Genomic DNA, 15,199 nt, shown 5'->3' on the forward strand with positions numbered 1-15,199 from the left:
ATGGCGGACCCCATCTTGGAGGTGAAGAACCTCCACGTCCACTTCGAGACCCACGACGGGACGGCCGAAGTGATAAACGGTATCGATTTCACCATCGACCGCGGCGAGACCGCGGCGCTCGTCGGCGAGACGGGCTGTGGCAAGAGCGTCACCGTGAAGTCCATCATGGGACTGCTCCCCGCGGCGACCATCCCCGAGGGCGAAATTCGCTACAAGGGCGAGGACGTGCTCTCGCTCTCCGACGCCGAGCGCCACTCGCGGCGCGGCAAGGAGATGAGCATGATAATGCAGGACCCGATGACGAGTCTCAACCCCGTCCTGACGGTCGGCGAGCAGATGATGGACGTGCTGAAGTGGCAGGGGCGGCCGCGCCTGTCGCTGTCGAAGCTCGTCCGCGACGCGCTGTCCACCGGTTCGAAGGCCGACCACAGGAAGCGGGCCATCGAGATGCTCGGCGAGGTCGAAATCTCGGCCCCCGAGCGCGTCTTCGAGAGCTACCCGGTCGAACTCTCCGGCGGGATGCGCCAGCGCGTCCTCATCGCCATCGCGCTCCTGTCGGAGCCGGACCTGCTCATCGCCGACGAACCGGGCACCGCCCTCGACGTGACGACCGAGGCGAAGGTGCTCGACCTCCTCGACGAACTCGTCGAAGAGCGCGACACGAGCGTCCTCTACATCACCCACGACCTCGGCGTCGCCCGCGAGGTCAGCGACCGCATCAACGTGATGTACGCGGGCGAAATCGTCGAGCAAGCGCCGACCGCCGACCTGTTTGCGAACCCGCAGCACCCCTACACCCGCGGGCTGTTGGAGAGCATCCCGACGCTCTCGACGGGCATCGGAGACGGCATCGAAGGGCACCTGCCCGACTACACGGACCCGCCGGCCGGCTGTCGGTTCGCTGACCGCTGTCCCCACGCGGAACCGGCCTGCCACGAGGCGTACCCGTACCCGCGGCAGACCGGCTCCGACCACGCCACCGCGTGCCACCTGTTCGGCGGCCGCCCGGCCCGCGAGCGCCACGAATCGCTCGCCGCCGACCCGGTCGATATCGGCACCGCGCCGTGGCTGGCCGCCGGCGGCGACGGCCCGAGCGGCGACGCGCCCGGCGATATCTCCGCCGACGGAGGGACGGACCAATGAACGACTCAGCGTACACGACCGACCCGACCGCAGGGGTACAGCGCGACCGCGACCTCGACGACCCGATGGTCACGGTCGAGAACCTCAAGAAACACTTCCCGCTTTTCGAGGGCATCCTCCAGAAGCAGGCGGGGGAGGTCCGCGCCGTCGACGGCGTGAGCTTCTCCATCGCGGAGGGCGAGACGTTCGGCCTCGTCGGCGAGTCGGGGTCCGGCAAGACGACCACCGGCCGGTCGATGCTCCGCCTGACGGAGCCGACGAGCGGGCGGGTCGAAATCGACGGCCAGAACGTCGTCGACCTCTCCGACGGCGAGCTCAAGCGGTTCCGTCGGAACATGCAAATCGTCCACCAAGACCCGTCGTCGAGCCTCAACCCTCGCCACCGCGTCAAGTCGATTATCGAGGCACCCCTGAAGATTCACGACTACGGCGACTCCGAGGCCCGGCTCGAACGGGTCGAGGAACTCTTGGACATGGTGGACCTTCCCCGGGAGTTCATGTACCGCTACCCCGGCCAGCTCTCGGGCGGGCAGAAACAGCGCGTCGGCATCGCCCGCGCCGTGGCGCTCAACCCGAAGTTCGTCGTCCTCGACGAGCCGACGAGCGCGCTCGACGTGAGCGTGCAGGCCCGCATCATCAACATCCTCGAAGAGATACAGGCGGAGTTCGGCATCACCTACCTGTTTATCACCCACGACCTCTCGCTCCTGAAGAACGTCGCCGACCGAATCGGCGTCATGTACCTCGGACGGCTCGTGGAGGTCGGAGACGTGGACTCGGTGTTCGGGTCGCCGCAACACCCGTACAGCCGGGCGCTCCTCTCCGCCATCTCGACCATCAGCGAGGAGGACGAACTGGCGAAACCCGACCGAATCACGCTCGACGGCGAGGTGCCGGACCCGCGGGAGAAGCCCAGCGGCTGTGCGTTCCGGTCGCGCTGCGCCCACGAGTTCGACGCCTGCGCGGTCGAGGAGCCCGAACTGTACGAGCGCGGGCCGGACCAGGTCGCGCGGTGTTTCCTCCACGACGACCGGTTCGAGGAGGGCGCGGAGTGGGAATGACCGGGGAACGCACAGACCGTCTCGCCGCCCTCCGGCGGGCGCGACGGAACCGCCCGTGGACCGACGAACTGCTCCGGTCGTGCGCGTCCGACCCGGCGGCGTTCAAGGCCGCCCAGCCGGCGTGTTCGGCCTGCGACCGGCCGTGCCGCGACGACGAGGTCTGCGCCACGGCGGTGGCCAAATCCGACGGGCTGTTCGAATCGATGGGCCGCGACCAGACGTATCACCTGCTCGCGGCGGGCATGAAGCGACTCCGGGCGCGGGGGACCGCGACGCTTCGCGACGCCGACAGACAGCGGCCGAACGCGTTCCTCAGCGTGACGGCCGCCGACGCAGATTCCCCCGAGGCACCCCAATGACGACAGACGACACGCATCCGGACGGCGCGCAGCCCGCGCCGACAGACGACGTACAGAGCCCGAAACCGGACGACACACGTCCCGCGCCGACCGACGGCGGGCGGACGATAACGGCGGAATGGGTCGAAGATATCGCGGTCGGCGGCGCGGTCCTCGGCGGCGGGGGCGGCGGCTCGCTTTCGAAAGGTATCGAGTTCGGTGAACTCGCCGTCGAGTACGGCCGGCCGACCATCGTCTCGGTCGCGGACCTCGACCCGACGGACGTGGTGTTGACCGTCAGCGGCGTGGGCGCGCCCGCCGCGACCGAGAGCCACGTCGACCCCGCGGACTACGTGCGCGCGGTCGAACTGTTGGTGGACAGACTCGCGGCCGACGGGACGACCGTCGGCGCGCTGATGACGAACGAGATGGGCGGGTTCGCCACCGTCAACGGCCTACTCCAGTCGGCCGTGACGGGCCTCCCGCTCGTCGATGCCGCCTGCAACGGGCGGGCGCACCCGACCGGGCCGATGGGCTCTATCGGGCTGTCGCAGGACGCCGAGTCGGTGCAGGCGGCGGTCGGCGGCGTTCCGGGCACCGCCAGCCGACTGGAGACGGTCGTCGAGGCGGAACTCGGCACGGCGGCGTCGCTCGTGCGACACGCGGCCGAAGACGCCGGCGGCCTCGTCGCCGTCGCCCGCAACCCGGTCTCGGCAAGCTACGCCGAGGCGCACGCGGCGCTCGACACCTACGACCAGGCCGAGGCGGTCGGTCGCGCGGTCAGGTTCGCGGACGACGGCCGCGACGCCGCGGAACGCGTCGCCGACGTGCTCGGCGGCGAAGTTTCGCTCGTCGGTCCCGTCGAGTCGTTCGCGCTCGAAACGACCGGCGGCTTCGACGTGGGCGAGGTCGAAATCGAGGGGCGCGAACTCACCTTCTGGAACGAGTACATGACGCTCGACCTCGACGGCGAGCGCCTCGCGACGTTCCCGGACCTCATCACGACGCTCGACGCCGAGACGGGGATGCCCGTCTCGACGGCGGAACTCGCGGAGGGGCGGTCCGTGGCGGTCGTCGTCGCGCCCGCGGCGAACCTCTCTCTGGGCGCGGGGATGGCCGACCCGGCGCTCTTCGACCCGGTGGAACAGGCGGTCGGAAAAGCGGTCAAATCACACGTATTCAACTAACGACACTCATGTTCGACAAGATTCAGCAAGCCTACGACATCCTCAGCCGTCCCGACGCGGACGGCGAACTGGTACGCGACGCACTCGAAACGTACGGCCTCGACACCGAGGTGACGACCATCTCGACCGACGAGGGGTCGACCGACTTCGTCAAGACGGTCGTCCCCGGTCGCGACCCGGACGCGCCGACGCTCGGCGTCGTCGGTCGCCTCGGCGGGGTCGCCGCGCGGCCGGCCGAACTCGGCCCGGTCTCCGACGCCGACGGGGCAATCGTCGCCCTCGCGGTCGCGCTCCACCTCGGCGAGATGCGCGAGCGCGGCGACGTGCTCGCCGGCGACGTTCGCATCGCCACGCACGTCTGTCCCGACGCGCCGACCTCCCCCCACGACCCGGTGCCCTTCATGGGTAGTCCGGTCGATACGAGCACCATGAACGAACACGAGGTGGACGAGGAGATGGACGCCGTCGTCTCCGTCGACGCCACGAAGGGCAACCGCGTCCACTGCGAGCGCGGCTTCGCCATCACGCCCACGGTCAAGGAGGGCTGGGTGCTGAAGGTGAGCGACAGCCTCCTCGACATCCAAGAGCGGGCGACCGGCCGCCCGCCGAGCACGCTCACGCTCACGATGCAGGACATCACCCCCTACGGCAACGACGTGCACCACATCAACAGCATCCTCCAGCCGGCGACGGCCACCGACGCGCCCGTCGTGGGCGTGGCGACGACGAGCGTCTCGCCCGTCCCCGGTTGCGGGACCGGCGCGAACTACCTCACCGACCTGCTCGACGCGACCGGGTTCGTCGTCGAGACGGCCAAGGACTTCACCCGCGGCCGCGCGTCGTTCTACGACGAGGCCGAGTACGACCGACTCACGTCGCTGTACGGTTCGATGGGTCGCCTCCAGACGTTGGGCGAGGGCGTCTGAGATGTCGACGCTCGGACTCGTGACCATCGGGCAGGCCCCCCGGACCGACGTGACGCCCGACATCGCGGCGGCGCTCCCGCCCGAGGTGGACATCGTCGAGGTCGGCGCGCTCGACCGGTTCGACTCGGCGGCCGAGGTCGAGGCCGCGGTCGGCCCGCGCGAGGGACAGCCGGTGTACGTCTCGCGGCTGGCCGACGGCACGGCCGTCACCGTCGACCGCGAGTCGGTCGTCGAACTCCTCGGAGAGCGCATCCGCGACCTCGAATCCGAGGTGACGGCCATCGGCGTCCTCTGTACGGGTCACTTCCCGCGATTCGATGTCAGCGTGCCCGTCTTCGAGCCGAGCGACCTGCTTTCGGCGTGGGTCTCGACCATCCTCGACGGGGGGACCCTCGGCGTCATCATGCCCAAGGAGGAACAGGAGGCCATGACGTTCGAGAAGTGGGCCGACTACGACCTCGTCACCGCCGCGGGCTCGCCGTACGCCGCCGACGACGAGGTGTCGGCCGCGGCGGCCGAAATCGGCACCGACGCCGACCTCATCGTGATGGACTGCATGGGCTACACGCCCGAGATGAAAGCGACCGTCCGCGAGCTAACGGGCACGGGCGTCCTGCTCGGGCGGTCCGTGCTGGCGAAGACCGCGGAGGAGGTGCTCTGACGTGGCCGACCACCGCGCCGTGGCGAAGCGACTCCTCGCCGAGAACATGAACGCCCATCCCGGGGAGACGCTCCTCGTCGTGACCGACACCGACACGAACCACATCGGGCGGGCGCTGTTCGATGCGGGGGTCGAACTCGGGCTGGAGTCCGGCCTGTTCGAGATTCCGCCGATGGAGCGAAACGGGATGGAGCCGCCGGCGTCGGTCGCCCGAGCGATGGAGTCGGCCGACATCGTGGTCTGTCCGACCAGCGCGTCGCTGACCCACACGCGGGCGAGAGAGGCCGCGACCGAGGCCGGCGCTCGCGTCGCCACGATGCCCGGCATCACGGACCAGATGTTCAGCGCGGGCGCGATTACGGCCGACTACGAGGAGGTCGAGCGCCTGACGGCGGCGCTCACGGCGAAGCTCACGGCGGCCGACGAGGCCCGCATCGAGGCCGGCGGCGCGTCGGCGACGATGTCGCTTTCGGGCCGCGACGGCATCCCGAGCGACGGCATCATCGCCGACCCCGGCGACTCCGGCAACCTCCCGTCCGGCGAGAGCTACGTCGCGCCGGTCGAGGGGACGGCGACCGGCACGCTCGTCTTCGACGGCGGCCTCGCGGGCGTCGGCGTCCTCGACGACCCGCTGACGGTCGAACTCGACGCGGGGCGCATCGCGTCCGTCGAGGGCGCGGCCGCCGACGAGTTCCTCGACGCGACGAGCGGCGACGACTGCGCCCGACGGGTGTGCGAACTCGGCCTCGGGACGAACCCCGCGGCGAGCATCATCGGGACCGTCCTCGAAGACGAGAAGGTGTACGGCACCTGCCACGTCGCCTTCGGGGACAACCTCGGCTTCGGCGGGACCATCGACTGCGACTCGCATCTCGACGGCGTCATCCTCGAACCGACGGTCTCGCTCGACGGCGAGGTCGTCGTCGCCGACGGCGAGGTGCTCGTGTGAGCGACCGGACGCCCTCGGTCGGTGACCCCGAGGGCACGGACCACACGGAGCGCGCAGGCCACACAGACCGCGCGGACCGCCCCGCACTCGCCGCGGCGGCCGCCGAGGTTCCGGACCTCGCCCCGTGGTTGGCGCGCCGCGCCACGGTCCGCCAGTTCGACGCCGACGCCGAGATACCCGACGACGAGGTCCGCGCGATGGTCGACGCCGGACGGAAGGCCCCGACCAGCGGGACGGCCCAGATGTACAGTTTCGTCTGGATACGCGACCCCGACCGCCGCGAGCGGATTCACGAGCTGTGTAGCCGCGGGACCGTGCAGGTCGAGGAGGCGAGCCAGTTCCTCCTCGTCTGCGTCGACATCCGGCGGATTCGACTGCTGTTGGAACACCGCGACCGCGAGTTCCGCATGACGCCCGCGATGGGGCTGTTGGAGGGGTCGATAGACGCCGCGCTGGCCGCGATGGGCGTGATGCTGGCCGCCGAGAGCCGCGGCTACGGCGTCTGTCCCATCGGCAACATCCTGAACAACCTCACCGAAGTCGCCGCGACGGCCGACCTTCCGTCGGGCGTCCTGCCGATTTTCGGGCTCTGTCTCGGCGTCCCGCGTCACGGCGAGGCGACCGAGAACGCCCCGCGGGTCCCGCTCGACACGGTGCTCCACGAGGGCGGCTATCGCGACGCCACCGACGACCAACTCGACGCCTGCTACGACGCGATGAACGAGATGTACGGCGACAGCGTCTACGGCGACGACCGCCGCGAGTGGCAGGAGACGCTCGAACGCTACTGGGGGCCGAACGGCTTCATGAACCGCCGCGAGGGCGAACTGCTCGACGCGCTCCGCCAGCAGGGGTTCTTCGAGGCCCGCGGTATCGACGAGCCGGCGGACGCGGACGCGTTGGACGCGCCGGACCCGGACTCGGACTCGCCAGACCCGGACCCGGACCCGGACGCCGACCGGAACGGCGGGGGTGCCGACTGATGGCCGAACTCGGCGTCCTCCGCGTGCTCACGCTGGACGACCCGGGGGAGGTCGCCCGCCACGGGCGACTCGTCGAGCGGCACTACCCGCACGTCTCGACGCTGTCGCGGTGTATTCCCGACCACCCAGACGGGATTCCGAACGCGGCCGCCGAGGTCGACGCGCTCCCGTACATCGAGGCGCTCGGCCGCGAGATGGCGACCGAAGTCGATGCGCTCTGTATCAGTTGCGCGCTCGACCCCGGCGTGGAGGCGCTCGGTGAAACGCTCGACATCCCAGTCGTCGGCGCGGGCGCGAGCGTGGCGGCCGTCGCGTCCGCCCGCGGCGAGCGCGTCGGGACGCTCGGCCTCGAAAACGGGGCCGGGTCGAGCATCCGACACCTGCTCGGCGACCGACTCGCGGCCGAGGCAGTCGTCGAGGGCGCGGCGACGACGACCCACCTCACGACCGACGACGGGCGGGCGGCGATTCGCGCGGCGGTCGACCGCCTCGTCGACGCCGGCTGCGACGTCGTCGCGCCGAGCTGTACCGGCATCTCCTCGTCGGGCGCGATTCCCGACGCGCGGGCCGACGCTCCGATACCCATCGTCGACCCTGTCGTGGCGATGGGCGCGGTGGCGACGACCACGGTCGCGCCGCCGCGTCCACTACGGCAGTAAGCTGCCGGACCACCCCGATGGCATTCCGCGCCGCTCGCGCCGCGCTCGGGGTCACACGCGCGAGCTACCCATTTCGTCGTGCTCGGTTGCGGGCCAGCATCCTCGACCAGTCAACAGACAAACAACACTCGATGGGTCGCTCATCGACAGTCCACAACCAATCCATATCTCGACACAATCGCGAATACATACCCGTCAAGAGCTCCCCGACTGAGAATTATTCATAAAGTAAAAAGATTGCTTTGGCTATAACCAAGAGTTAATTCAAAATCAGTCAATTTTATCACCCAAAAGCGGTAACCGTTGGTGTATGAGTGGCTCTGACCATAACTGGTGGCCAAACCAGTTAGACCTCGAAATCCTCGACCAGAACGCACAACAGACCGACCCGATGGGCGAGGAGTTCGACTACGCCGAGGAGTTCCAGAAGCTCGACTACGAGCAGGTGAAAGCCGACCTCGAAGAGCTGATGACCGACTCGCAGGACTGGTGGCCGGCGGACTACGGCCACTACGGTCCCCTCTTTATCCGGATGGCGTGGCACAGCGCCGGGACGTACCGCGCCCACGACGGCCGCGGCGGCGCGTCCGGCGGACACCAGCGTCTCCCGCCGATTAGCAGTTGGCCGGACAACGTGAACCTCGACAAGGCGCGCCGACTCCTCTGGCCCGTCAAGAAGAAGTACGGGAACCAGCTCTCGTGGGGCGACCTCATCGTCCTCGCCGGCAACGTAGCCCTCGAATCGATGGGCTTCGAGACGTTCGGCTTCGCGGGCGGTCGCGCCGACGACTACGTCGGCGACAAGGCCCCCAGCTGGGGCCCCGAAGAGGAGTGGGAGACGACTTCCCCCGACCGCTTCGACGAGGAGGGTAACCTCAAAGAGCCGCTCGGCAACACCGTCATGGGCCTCATCTACGTCAACCCCGAAGGTCCCAACGGCGAACCCGACCTCGAAGGCTCCGCGAAGAACATCCGCCAGACGTTCAGCGGCATGGCGATGAACGACAAGGAGACCGTCGCGCTCATCGCCGGCGGCCACACCTTCGGGAAGGTTCACGGCGCGGACTCCGGCGACAACCTCGAAGCCGAGCCCGAGGCGGCTCCCGTCGAGGAACAGGGCCTCGGCTGGAAGAACAACCACGGCTCCGGAAAGGGCCCCGACACCATCACCAGCGGCATCGAGGGTCCGTGGACCAGCGCGCCGACCCAGTGGGACATGGGCTACGTCGCCAACCTGCTCGACTACGAGTGGGAGGCCCACAAGGGCCCCGGCGGTGCGTGGCAGTGGCGGCCGGCCGACGAGTCGCCCGCGGACAAGATTCCGGACGCGGCTCCGGACGCGCACCTCCCCGACCAGTTCGTCGACCCGATGATGCTCACCACCGACATCGCGCTGAAGAAGGACCCCGACTTCCGCGCGGTGCTCGAGGAGTTCCGAGAGGACCCCGCGGAGTTCCAGGAGTCGTTCGCCAAGGCGTGGTACAAACTCCTCCACCGCGACATGGGCCCGCCGTCCCGGCTCTACGGTCCCGAGGTCCCGGACGAAGCGATGCTGTGGCAGGACCCCATCCCGGACGCCGACTACGACCTCATCGACGACGAGGACGCCGAGGAGCTCAAAGCCGAGCTTCTCGATTCAGAGCTCTCTGTCTCCCAGTTGGTCAAGACGGCGTGGGCCGCGGCGTCCACCTACCGCGACAGCGACAAGCGCGGCGGCGCGAACGGCGCGCGCATCCGCCTCGAACCCCAGCGTAGCTGGGAAGTCAACGAGCCCGACCAGCTCGCCGACGTGCTCGGCACCCTCGAAGAGATTCAGGAGTCGTTCAACGGCGCGCGGTCCGACGACACCCGCGTCTCGCTCGCGGACCTCATCGTGCTGGGCGGCGCTGCGGCCATCGAGGAGGCGGCGGCCGACGCCGGCTACGACGTCGAAGTGCCGTTCGAGCCCGGCCGGACCGACGCGTCGCAGGAACAGACCGATGTCGAGTCCTTCGAGATGCTCAAGCCCGACGCCGACGGCTTCCGCAACTACATCGCGGACGACGTCGACGAGCGACCCGAGGACCTGCTCGTCGACAAGGCTGACCTGCTCGACCTCTCGGCGCACGAGATGACCGTCCTCGTCGGCGGCATGCGCGCGCTGGGCGCGAACTACCGGGACTCCGACCTCGGCGTCCTCACCGACGAGCCCGAGACGCTCACGAACGACTTCTTCGAGAACCTGCTCGACATGGACTACGAGTGGGAGCCGGTCTCGGACGACCAGTACCTGTACGAAGTCCGCGACCGCGAGACGGGCGAGGTCGAGTGGGAGGCCACCCGCTTCGACCTCATCTTCGGCTCGAACTCCCGGCTTCGCGCCATCGCGGAAGTGTACGGCGGCGACGACGGCGAAGCAGAGTTCGTCGAGGACTTCGTCGCGACGTGGCACAAGGTCATGAGCCACGACCGCTTCGACCTCGAATAACCGCGCTCCCCGCCGCGTTCGGTCGCCGGTTGCGACGCGCGAAACCGGTTCCCGCCGCGGCGTCTACGGTCGCGGTCGCCGTTTCGGGCTGACGGCTGACTTTTCCGCTCGCTTTTTTCGCTCTCGCTCGGTCACCGAGCGACTGCCGGCGAGTCAGTCGTCGGCCGGAACCTCGCAGTCGAACGTTTCGAGCCGTGCTTGCAGGCCGCCGGTCTGGGCCCTGAGGTCGTCGAGTTGTTCCCGAACCCCCGAAATCGTCGCCGCTCTGGACTCGGCTTGGCTCGCCAGCGCGTCGCTCTGTTCTGCGATATCCCGCGAGCGGTCGGCGACGCCGATGATTGCGTCGACCACCTCCTCGGTCGTCCGCGCGCCGTCGTCGGTCGCCGTGGCGACCTCGTCGACCGACATGTCGACGCTCTCGACGATGTCAGAGACCGCCGCGAACGCTTCTGCGGCGTCGGTCGTCGTCGACCGGCCCGTTTCGAGCTGCGCCTTCGTCTGTTTCATCTCCGCTTGTACGCGCGCCACGTCTTCGACCGTCTCGGTTATCGTCCGCTCGATGGCCGCCGAGTGGTCCTGGGTCTCGTCGGCGAGGGACTTCACCTCCTCTGCGACGACGGCGAACCCCTCGCTACCGTCCGAGGCGCGGGCGGCCTCGATGTTCGCGTTGAGCGCGAGCGTGTTCGTCTGCTCGGCGATCGACTCGATGAGGTCGGTGCTCTTCGAGACGTCGTTCATCCGGTCGTCGAGCGACTCGACCAGCGACGCGAGTTCGTCGACGCTCCGTTCGACGTTCTCGATTGCCTCGATGGCCGCCGCCGCAGTCCCCGTCCCCGCCTCGGCGGCCTCCGCAGCGTCGCTCGCCTCGCCCGAGACCTGGTCGGCGTTCGCGGCGATTTCCTCGATTGTCGCCGACAGACTGCTCAGCTCGCCGGTCGTGGATTCGAGGTCGTGAGCCTGCTCGCGCACCTCCGTGGCGAACGCCCCCACGTCGGCCGCGAGCTGTCGTTGCGTCCGTTCGAGCGTTTCGGCGTCGTCGTGAACCGACCGCGTCGTCCGCTCGACGGTCGCCGCGAACGCTCGGAGATCGACGATAGTCGACGAGAGGTCGCGCTTCATCGCCGTGAACGCGTCGCTGATGGCTTCGATGGCCTCGATATCCGACCCTTCGGGCGGGTTCGCGGTGAAATCCCCCTCCGAGACGGCGTCCATAGCCGCGGCGAGTTCGTCGGCCTGCACCATCAACTGCTCGTTCAGGCGCTCGACTTCGGCTTTCGCCTCCTCGCTGTCTTCGAGGCTCTGCATCTTCTGTCTGGTCTCCTCGCGGGAGCGCTCGACAGAGAACCAGTTCGTGACTAACGCCGACGCGAGCATGAGGATGAACACCGCGTGGACGAGCCCCCAGCCCATCGGGTTCGCGATGGCGTCGGGGTGGTTGTACACCGCTTCCGGGTGGTCCATGCCGAAGACGCCGTGCTGGATGGCGACGTACAGGATACCGACGACGAACGGGAGCCAGTCCTCATAGATCGCGAGGACGGCCACGATGACGAAAAAGTGGAAGTGCGCCTCGATGTAGCCGCCCGAGAAGTAGACGAGCAGAGCCGAACACGTCAGCAACCCGATTGATGCGAAGCCGCTCCGCATCCGGCGCGGGAGCCACGGGAGCCACGCGAACAGCGCCAACCCCACGACCGCTCCGACGCCGAGCGAGACGTGCTCGGCGGGCGCGGCGGCGAGCGTCGCACCCGTGACGTACGGCTCCGACCCGGTGAAGTTCCCGAGGAAGTACAAAAGCGGCGCGTGCGCCACGAGGAAGACGAGGATGTTTCGGTGACGCGCCCGCCACGACTCGCTCGGAATCGAGTCCCCCTGCGGGACGTATCTCACTGCGTCTCGGAGCCGCTGTCGCCACCGCCCCACACCGCGTCGAGGGTTCTGCGTGTCCGCTGTCGGCGTTCCCATACCCCTCCCCTTCGACTTCGGGGTGAAATGAATTGCCGCTCGTTTATCAACGCTGATTCTGCTACCGGGAGACTTTCTCTCTAAAACCGATATATTGTGGTGTTTTGTCGGATTTCGACAGCCAATTATTTAATTTTCGACACGTTCCCGTGTGGTCGACGGAACCTGTCGTTTGATGGCTCTCGGCGGGGGTAGCGTGCAGTGAGCACCCGACCGAAGTTGGGTGGTTCGGTGCAAGGTGAGCCCTTTCGTTCCCACGAAACGGCACAAAACGGACCCGACGGAATGTAAGTGGTATGTACTGGTGGCATCCCAAATTCCGGAGACATCCTACTACCGCACCTCCCGAAGAACGCGACGACGAACCTCCATCCGCTCACGGTGCGTGCGCTTGTCGTAGTGCTTGTCCAGCACGTCCACAGACACGTTCATCCGCTCGCTCACGATCTCGACCGGGATGCCGTCGTTCAGCGACTCGGTGATCGCACCGCGGCGAATGTCGTGCGGCGAGACCGTCGAAGGACAACGAGACGCCTTATCGCGCCTATCGGCGGGCCTGCAGTCGTCCGGGTCTACTTCCGCGTGCGGACACGTCCCCCACTCGCACGGGCGCGTCACGGCGTAGATACTCGTTCTGTACGCGCCCTTCGAGAGCCGACCCTGTGACGACGAGATAAGCGGTTCGCGGTCGTACTCGTCGGTTACCTCGTAGTGGTTCTTCGCGAGATAATCGTCGATGACTGCGGCGACGGGGTGGCTGAGAGACACGTCGCGCTCGCCGTTCTCCTCGTTCTTCAGCGGCGTTCCCTCCTCGGGGCGGTGCCGGAGTTTCAGGCACGGTTCTTCGGGGTCATAGTCCTCCACGTCGAGCGAGTAGATCGAGCCGGTGCGCATCCCGGTGTGCCACAGGATGAGCATGATAACGTGGTCTCGAGAGGCGTAGTTGAACGTGTCCAGCCCGTTCAGGATATCCTTCGCGCGGTCGCCGCGCAGCACGCGGTCGCGCACGTCGTCCTGCGGTTTCAGGTTCGGAAGCGGCACCTTCTCGCGAAGTCCCTCTTCGACGGCGTCGATATCGGCCCACAGATCGAGGGCCACCCGAAGCGTCGTGAGGTAGTTGTCCAGCGTGACCGGCTTGATTGCGCCCTTCTTGTAGCTGTAGTACTTGTACAGCGTCCGGCCGGTCACGTCGTTCAGGTTGTCGATATCGTGTTCCTCGCAGAAATCGAGGAACGGGTTCAGCCGGTAGCCGTGGTTCATGAGCGTCGTTTCGGACACGTCGCCCTCGCGGAGATCGAGGTACATCTCCACGCCCTCCTCGGGGGAGAGTGGTTGGAGATCGTCGCTCATTCGTCGGCCTCCAGCTCGAGGTCGTCGTCGCAGTTACTCTGGAGTACGACTTCCTCGCGAGAAAGTCGCTCGCCGCTCACCTTATCCCGGAGTTGATGGAACCGGCCGTCAACGTCCTTGGTGGACGCGCACCGCTGGCACCAGAAGTGGTTCTGCGCCGCTTCCCACGTACGGTGTCCTCGAGGACACGTGAACTGCCATCGGTCCGTCCGGTTCTCATCGCAAATGACCTGCGTAGTCGTCATCACAGTTGGGCGGCCACCCGTTTTGTAATAATACGCCCGCTCGTACGCAGGCTGAAAGTGAAAGTGAACGAATTGGCCGGACGTACCCCCGAAATCGGGCGTTCCTACGAGTGAAACTAAACGGTTCTTTGGCGGCTGTGCGTGCGCTCGTGCGCGGGGTTCAATAGCCCGCGGAAGTGAGTCGAACATGGCTTTCGTGGCTACAGCACGGAAGCCCGCGCGGACCTGCTGTTACAGCAGCGAGGTCCGCTTCTGCGAAACCTATCGAACAGCGATAGGTCCGAGAAGGTGCTTCCGTACCCACATCAATAGAGTACAGTTACATAATTATAACGATACGTTTGATTTTCAAATCACATAGTGTTTGATAGAGCCCAAATCGCCTGAATTTTGTATTCTAGTGCGCGTTGTAGAACCGAATGCGGAAACACGCAGACTGGTTGACACAGGCTGATGAGAGAATCCTAGAATTCGTTTCTGAATATGGGAACCATCCTCCAAAAGCGATCTGTGACCGATTAAGTGAGATTGGTGGTGCGATGAATTATAATCCGTCGTACATTCGCAGAGAATGTCGAAAGCTTGCTGACTATGGGCTTTTGAAAAACGTAGGGAGCGGGACGTACAGCCTCACGGAACTTGGTACTCAATTTCTGGAGGGCCAAGTTGATGCATCGGAAATTGTGAAAAAGAACGGTGCGGACCAATGACAACCAGCCTCACATTAAAATCAAAGGAATACATTCCGGGTCATGAATACTACGAACACCAGCCGTCGAAGACCCAATCAATAAGCGTCGAAGTCGATCTCGAGGAGCCCTATTTTGAGGTTGAAACAAAAACAAGGCACGACGAACAAGTTCGAACTAGGCGATATAGTGTTTACGTGTACTTGGTACCTCATGAAGAAGAACAACTCACGCAGCTCTTTGATTTCCTCCTTCAACACAAACCAGAAGATGGTGCAGAATCGGATTCATTTGACCTAAGTGTTAAAGAAGGGCACTACTACGACCGGCGTAATGATATCAAAAAGAGAATCAGCCACGTGAGAATCTTCGCAGAGTGGAACCGCATTATAATCGAAACTATGTCCGGTGAGAACCCAGTTATTCCTTATTACAATATCGCCCACCACAACGATCCGCAAGACCGCGATAGCCTAGACAGGTTACAGGGCACCGTCTAGTTAAGGAACGAACAGGTCGAAGAGTGAGTGATCTATGCTACTCTCAGACCTGCTCAAGGAGAGTTTGGACACCGCT

At 66.2% G+C, this 15,199-nt stretch carries 15 protein-coding genes; 12 read left to right on the forward strand and 3 right to left on the reverse strand.

Annotation, left to right across the window (positions count from 1 at the left end; all coding sequences use genetic code 11):
* The 10 genes from C458_RS07900 to katG all read left to right on the forward strand — a co-directional run bounded on the left by C458_RS07900 (window position 1) and on the right by katG (window position 10,374).
* On the forward strand, window positions 1–1,143 hold the full coding sequence (locus C458_RS07900) for an ABC transporter ATP-binding protein (RefSeq protein ID WP_008574645.1): 1,143 nt from the start codon (window positions 1–3) through the stop codon (window positions 1,141–1,143).
* Window positions 1,140–2,204: an ABC transporter ATP-binding protein gene (locus C458_RS07905; RefSeq protein WP_008574646.1), complete on the forward strand. Its 1,065-nt coding sequence runs from the start codon at window positions 1,140–1,142 to the stop codon at window positions 2,202–2,204. Before C458_RS07900 ends, C458_RS07905 begins: the two co-directional genes overlap by 4 nt.
* Window positions 2,201–2,563, forward strand: coding sequence for a hypothetical protein (locus tag C458_RS07910; protein ID WP_008574647.1), 363 nt, complete (start codon window positions 2,201–2,203; stop codon window positions 2,561–2,563). The genes C458_RS07905 and C458_RS07910 overlap by 4 nt, the downstream gene beginning before the upstream one ends.
* Window positions 2,560–3,729: a DUF917 family protein gene (locus tag C458_RS07915; protein WP_008574648.1), complete on the forward strand. Its 1,170-nt coding sequence runs from the start codon at window positions 2,560–2,562 to the stop codon at window positions 3,727–3,729. The genes C458_RS07910 and C458_RS07915 overlap by 4 nt, the downstream gene beginning before the upstream one ends.
* Before the next feature lie 8 nt (window positions 3,730–3,737).
* Entirely contained in the window at window positions 3,738–4,655 is a 918-nt protein-coding gene (locus C458_RS07920) for a DUF1177 domain-containing protein (protein WP_008574650.1), read from the forward strand.
* 1 nt (window position 4,656) lies between these two features.
* Entirely contained in the window at window positions 4,657–5,316 is a 660-nt protein-coding gene (locus tag C458_RS07925) for an AroM family protein (protein WP_008574652.1), read from the forward strand.
* Window position 5,317: 1 nt separating this feature from the next.
* Entirely contained in the window at window positions 5,318–6,265 is a 948-nt protein-coding gene (locus C458_RS07930; RefSeq protein ID WP_008574654.1) for an aminopeptidase, read from the forward strand.
* Entirely contained in the window at window positions 6,262–7,248 is a 987-nt protein-coding gene (locus C458_RS07935) for a nitroreductase family protein (protein WP_008574656.1), read from the forward strand. The genes C458_RS07930 and C458_RS07935 overlap by 4 nt, the downstream gene beginning before the upstream one ends.
* Entirely contained in the window at window positions 7,248–7,907 is a 660-nt protein-coding gene (locus C458_RS07940) for an aspartate/glutamate racemase family protein (protein ID WP_008574659.1), read from the forward strand. The genes C458_RS07935 and C458_RS07940 overlap by 1 nt, the downstream gene beginning before the upstream one ends.
* Window positions 7,908–8,217: 310 nt before the next feature.
* Window positions 8,218–10,374, forward strand: a complete 2,157-nt coding sequence (katG, locus tag C458_RS07945; protein WP_008574661.1) for a catalase/peroxidase HPI — start codon at window positions 8,218–8,220, stop codon at window positions 10,372–10,374.
* 153 nt (window positions 10,375–10,527) lie between these two features.
* Here the strand turns inward: katG and C458_RS07950 are convergent, their stop codons facing one another.
* From C458_RS07950 to C458_RS07960, 3 genes are all read right to left on the reverse strand, one after another.
* Complete coding sequence (locus tag C458_RS07950) at window positions 10,528–12,264, reverse strand: methyl-accepting chemotaxis protein (RefSeq protein ID WP_008574663.1); 1,737 nt, start codon at window positions 12,262–12,264, stop codon at window positions 10,528–10,530.
* A gap of 408 nt (window positions 12,265–12,672) precedes the next feature.
* A complete protein-coding gene (locus C458_RS07955) occupies window positions 12,673–13,689 on the reverse strand; it encodes a site-specific integrase (protein ID WP_008574666.1) in 1,017 nt (338 codons plus the stop codon).
* Window positions 13,686–13,934 carry a hypothetical protein gene (locus C458_RS07960; protein ID WP_049896649.1) on the reverse strand — a complete coding sequence of 83 codons (249 nt, stop codon included), beginning with the start codon at window positions 13,932–13,934 and terminating at the stop codon, window positions 13,686–13,688. Before C458_RS07960 ends, C458_RS07955 begins: the two co-directional genes overlap by 4 nt.
* 419 nt (window positions 13,935–14,353) lie before the next feature.
* Here C458_RS07960 and C458_RS17815 point away from each other — a divergent pair, with 419 nt between their 5' ends.
* Window positions 14,354–14,644 carry a phage PhiH1 repressor protein gene (locus C458_RS17815; protein ID WP_008574668.1) on the forward strand — a complete coding sequence of 97 codons (291 nt, stop codon included), beginning with the start codon at window positions 14,354–14,356 and terminating at the stop codon, window positions 14,642–14,644.
* Window positions 14,641–15,123 carry a hypothetical protein gene (locus C458_RS18410; protein WP_192815234.1) on the forward strand — a complete coding sequence of 161 codons (483 nt, stop codon included), beginning with the start codon at window positions 14,641–14,643 and terminating at the stop codon, window positions 15,121–15,123. The genes C458_RS17815 and C458_RS18410 overlap by 4 nt, the downstream gene beginning before the upstream one ends.
* Window positions 15,124–15,199: the final 76 nt, after the last annotated feature.

This window comes from Haloferax sp. ATCC BAA-644 (assembly GCF_000336975.1).
Lineage (GTDB): Archaea > Halobacteriota > Halobacteria > Halobacteriales > Haloferacaceae > Haloferax > Haloferax volcanii.

Excerpts from the sequence above, each read along its gene's own strand:
- C458_RS07900 (WP_008574645.1), top strand. The coding sequence starts at position 1 with ATGGCGGACCCCATCTTGGAGGTGAAGAACCTCCACGTCCACTTCGAG.
- C458_RS07905 (WP_008574646.1), top strand. The coding sequence starts at position 1,140 with ATGAACGACTCAGCGTACACGACCGACCCGACCGCAGGGGTACAGCGC.
- C458_RS07910 (WP_008574647.1), top strand. The coding sequence starts at position 2,201 with ATGACCGGGGAACGCACAGACCGTCTCGCCGCCCTCCGGCGGGCGCGA.
- C458_RS07915 (WP_008574648.1), top strand. The coding sequence starts at position 2,560 with ATGACGACAGACGACACGCATCCGGACGGCGCGCAGCCCGCGCCGACA.
- C458_RS07920 (WP_008574650.1), top strand. The coding sequence starts at position 3,738 with ATGTTCGACAAGATTCAGCAAGCCTACGACATCCTCAGCCGTCCCGAC.
- C458_RS07925 (WP_008574652.1), top strand. The coding sequence starts at position 4,657 with ATGTCGACGCTCGGACTCGTGACCATCGGGCAGGCCCCCCGGACCGAC.
- C458_RS07940 (WP_008574659.1), top strand. The coding sequence starts at position 7,248 with ATGGCCGAACTCGGCGTCCTCCGCGTGCTCACGCTGGACGACCCGGGG.
- katG (WP_008574661.1), top strand. The coding sequence starts at position 8,218 with ATGAGTGGCTCTGACCATAACTGGTGGCCAAACCAGTTAGACCTCGAA.
- C458_RS07955 (WP_008574666.1), bottom strand. The coding sequence starts at position 13,689 with ATGAGCGACGATCTCCAACCACTCTCCCCCGAGGAGGGCGTGGAGATG.
- C458_RS07960 (WP_049896649.1), bottom strand. The coding sequence starts at position 13,934 with ATGACGACTACGCAGGTCATTTGCGATGAGAACCGGACGGACCGATGG.
- C458_RS17815 (WP_008574668.1), top strand. The coding sequence starts at position 14,354 with ATGCGGAAACACGCAGACTGGTTGACACAGGCTGATGAGAGAATCCTA.
- C458_RS18410 (WP_192815234.1), top strand. The coding sequence starts at position 14,641 with ATGACAACCAGCCTCACATTAAAATCAAAGGAATACATTCCGGGTCAT.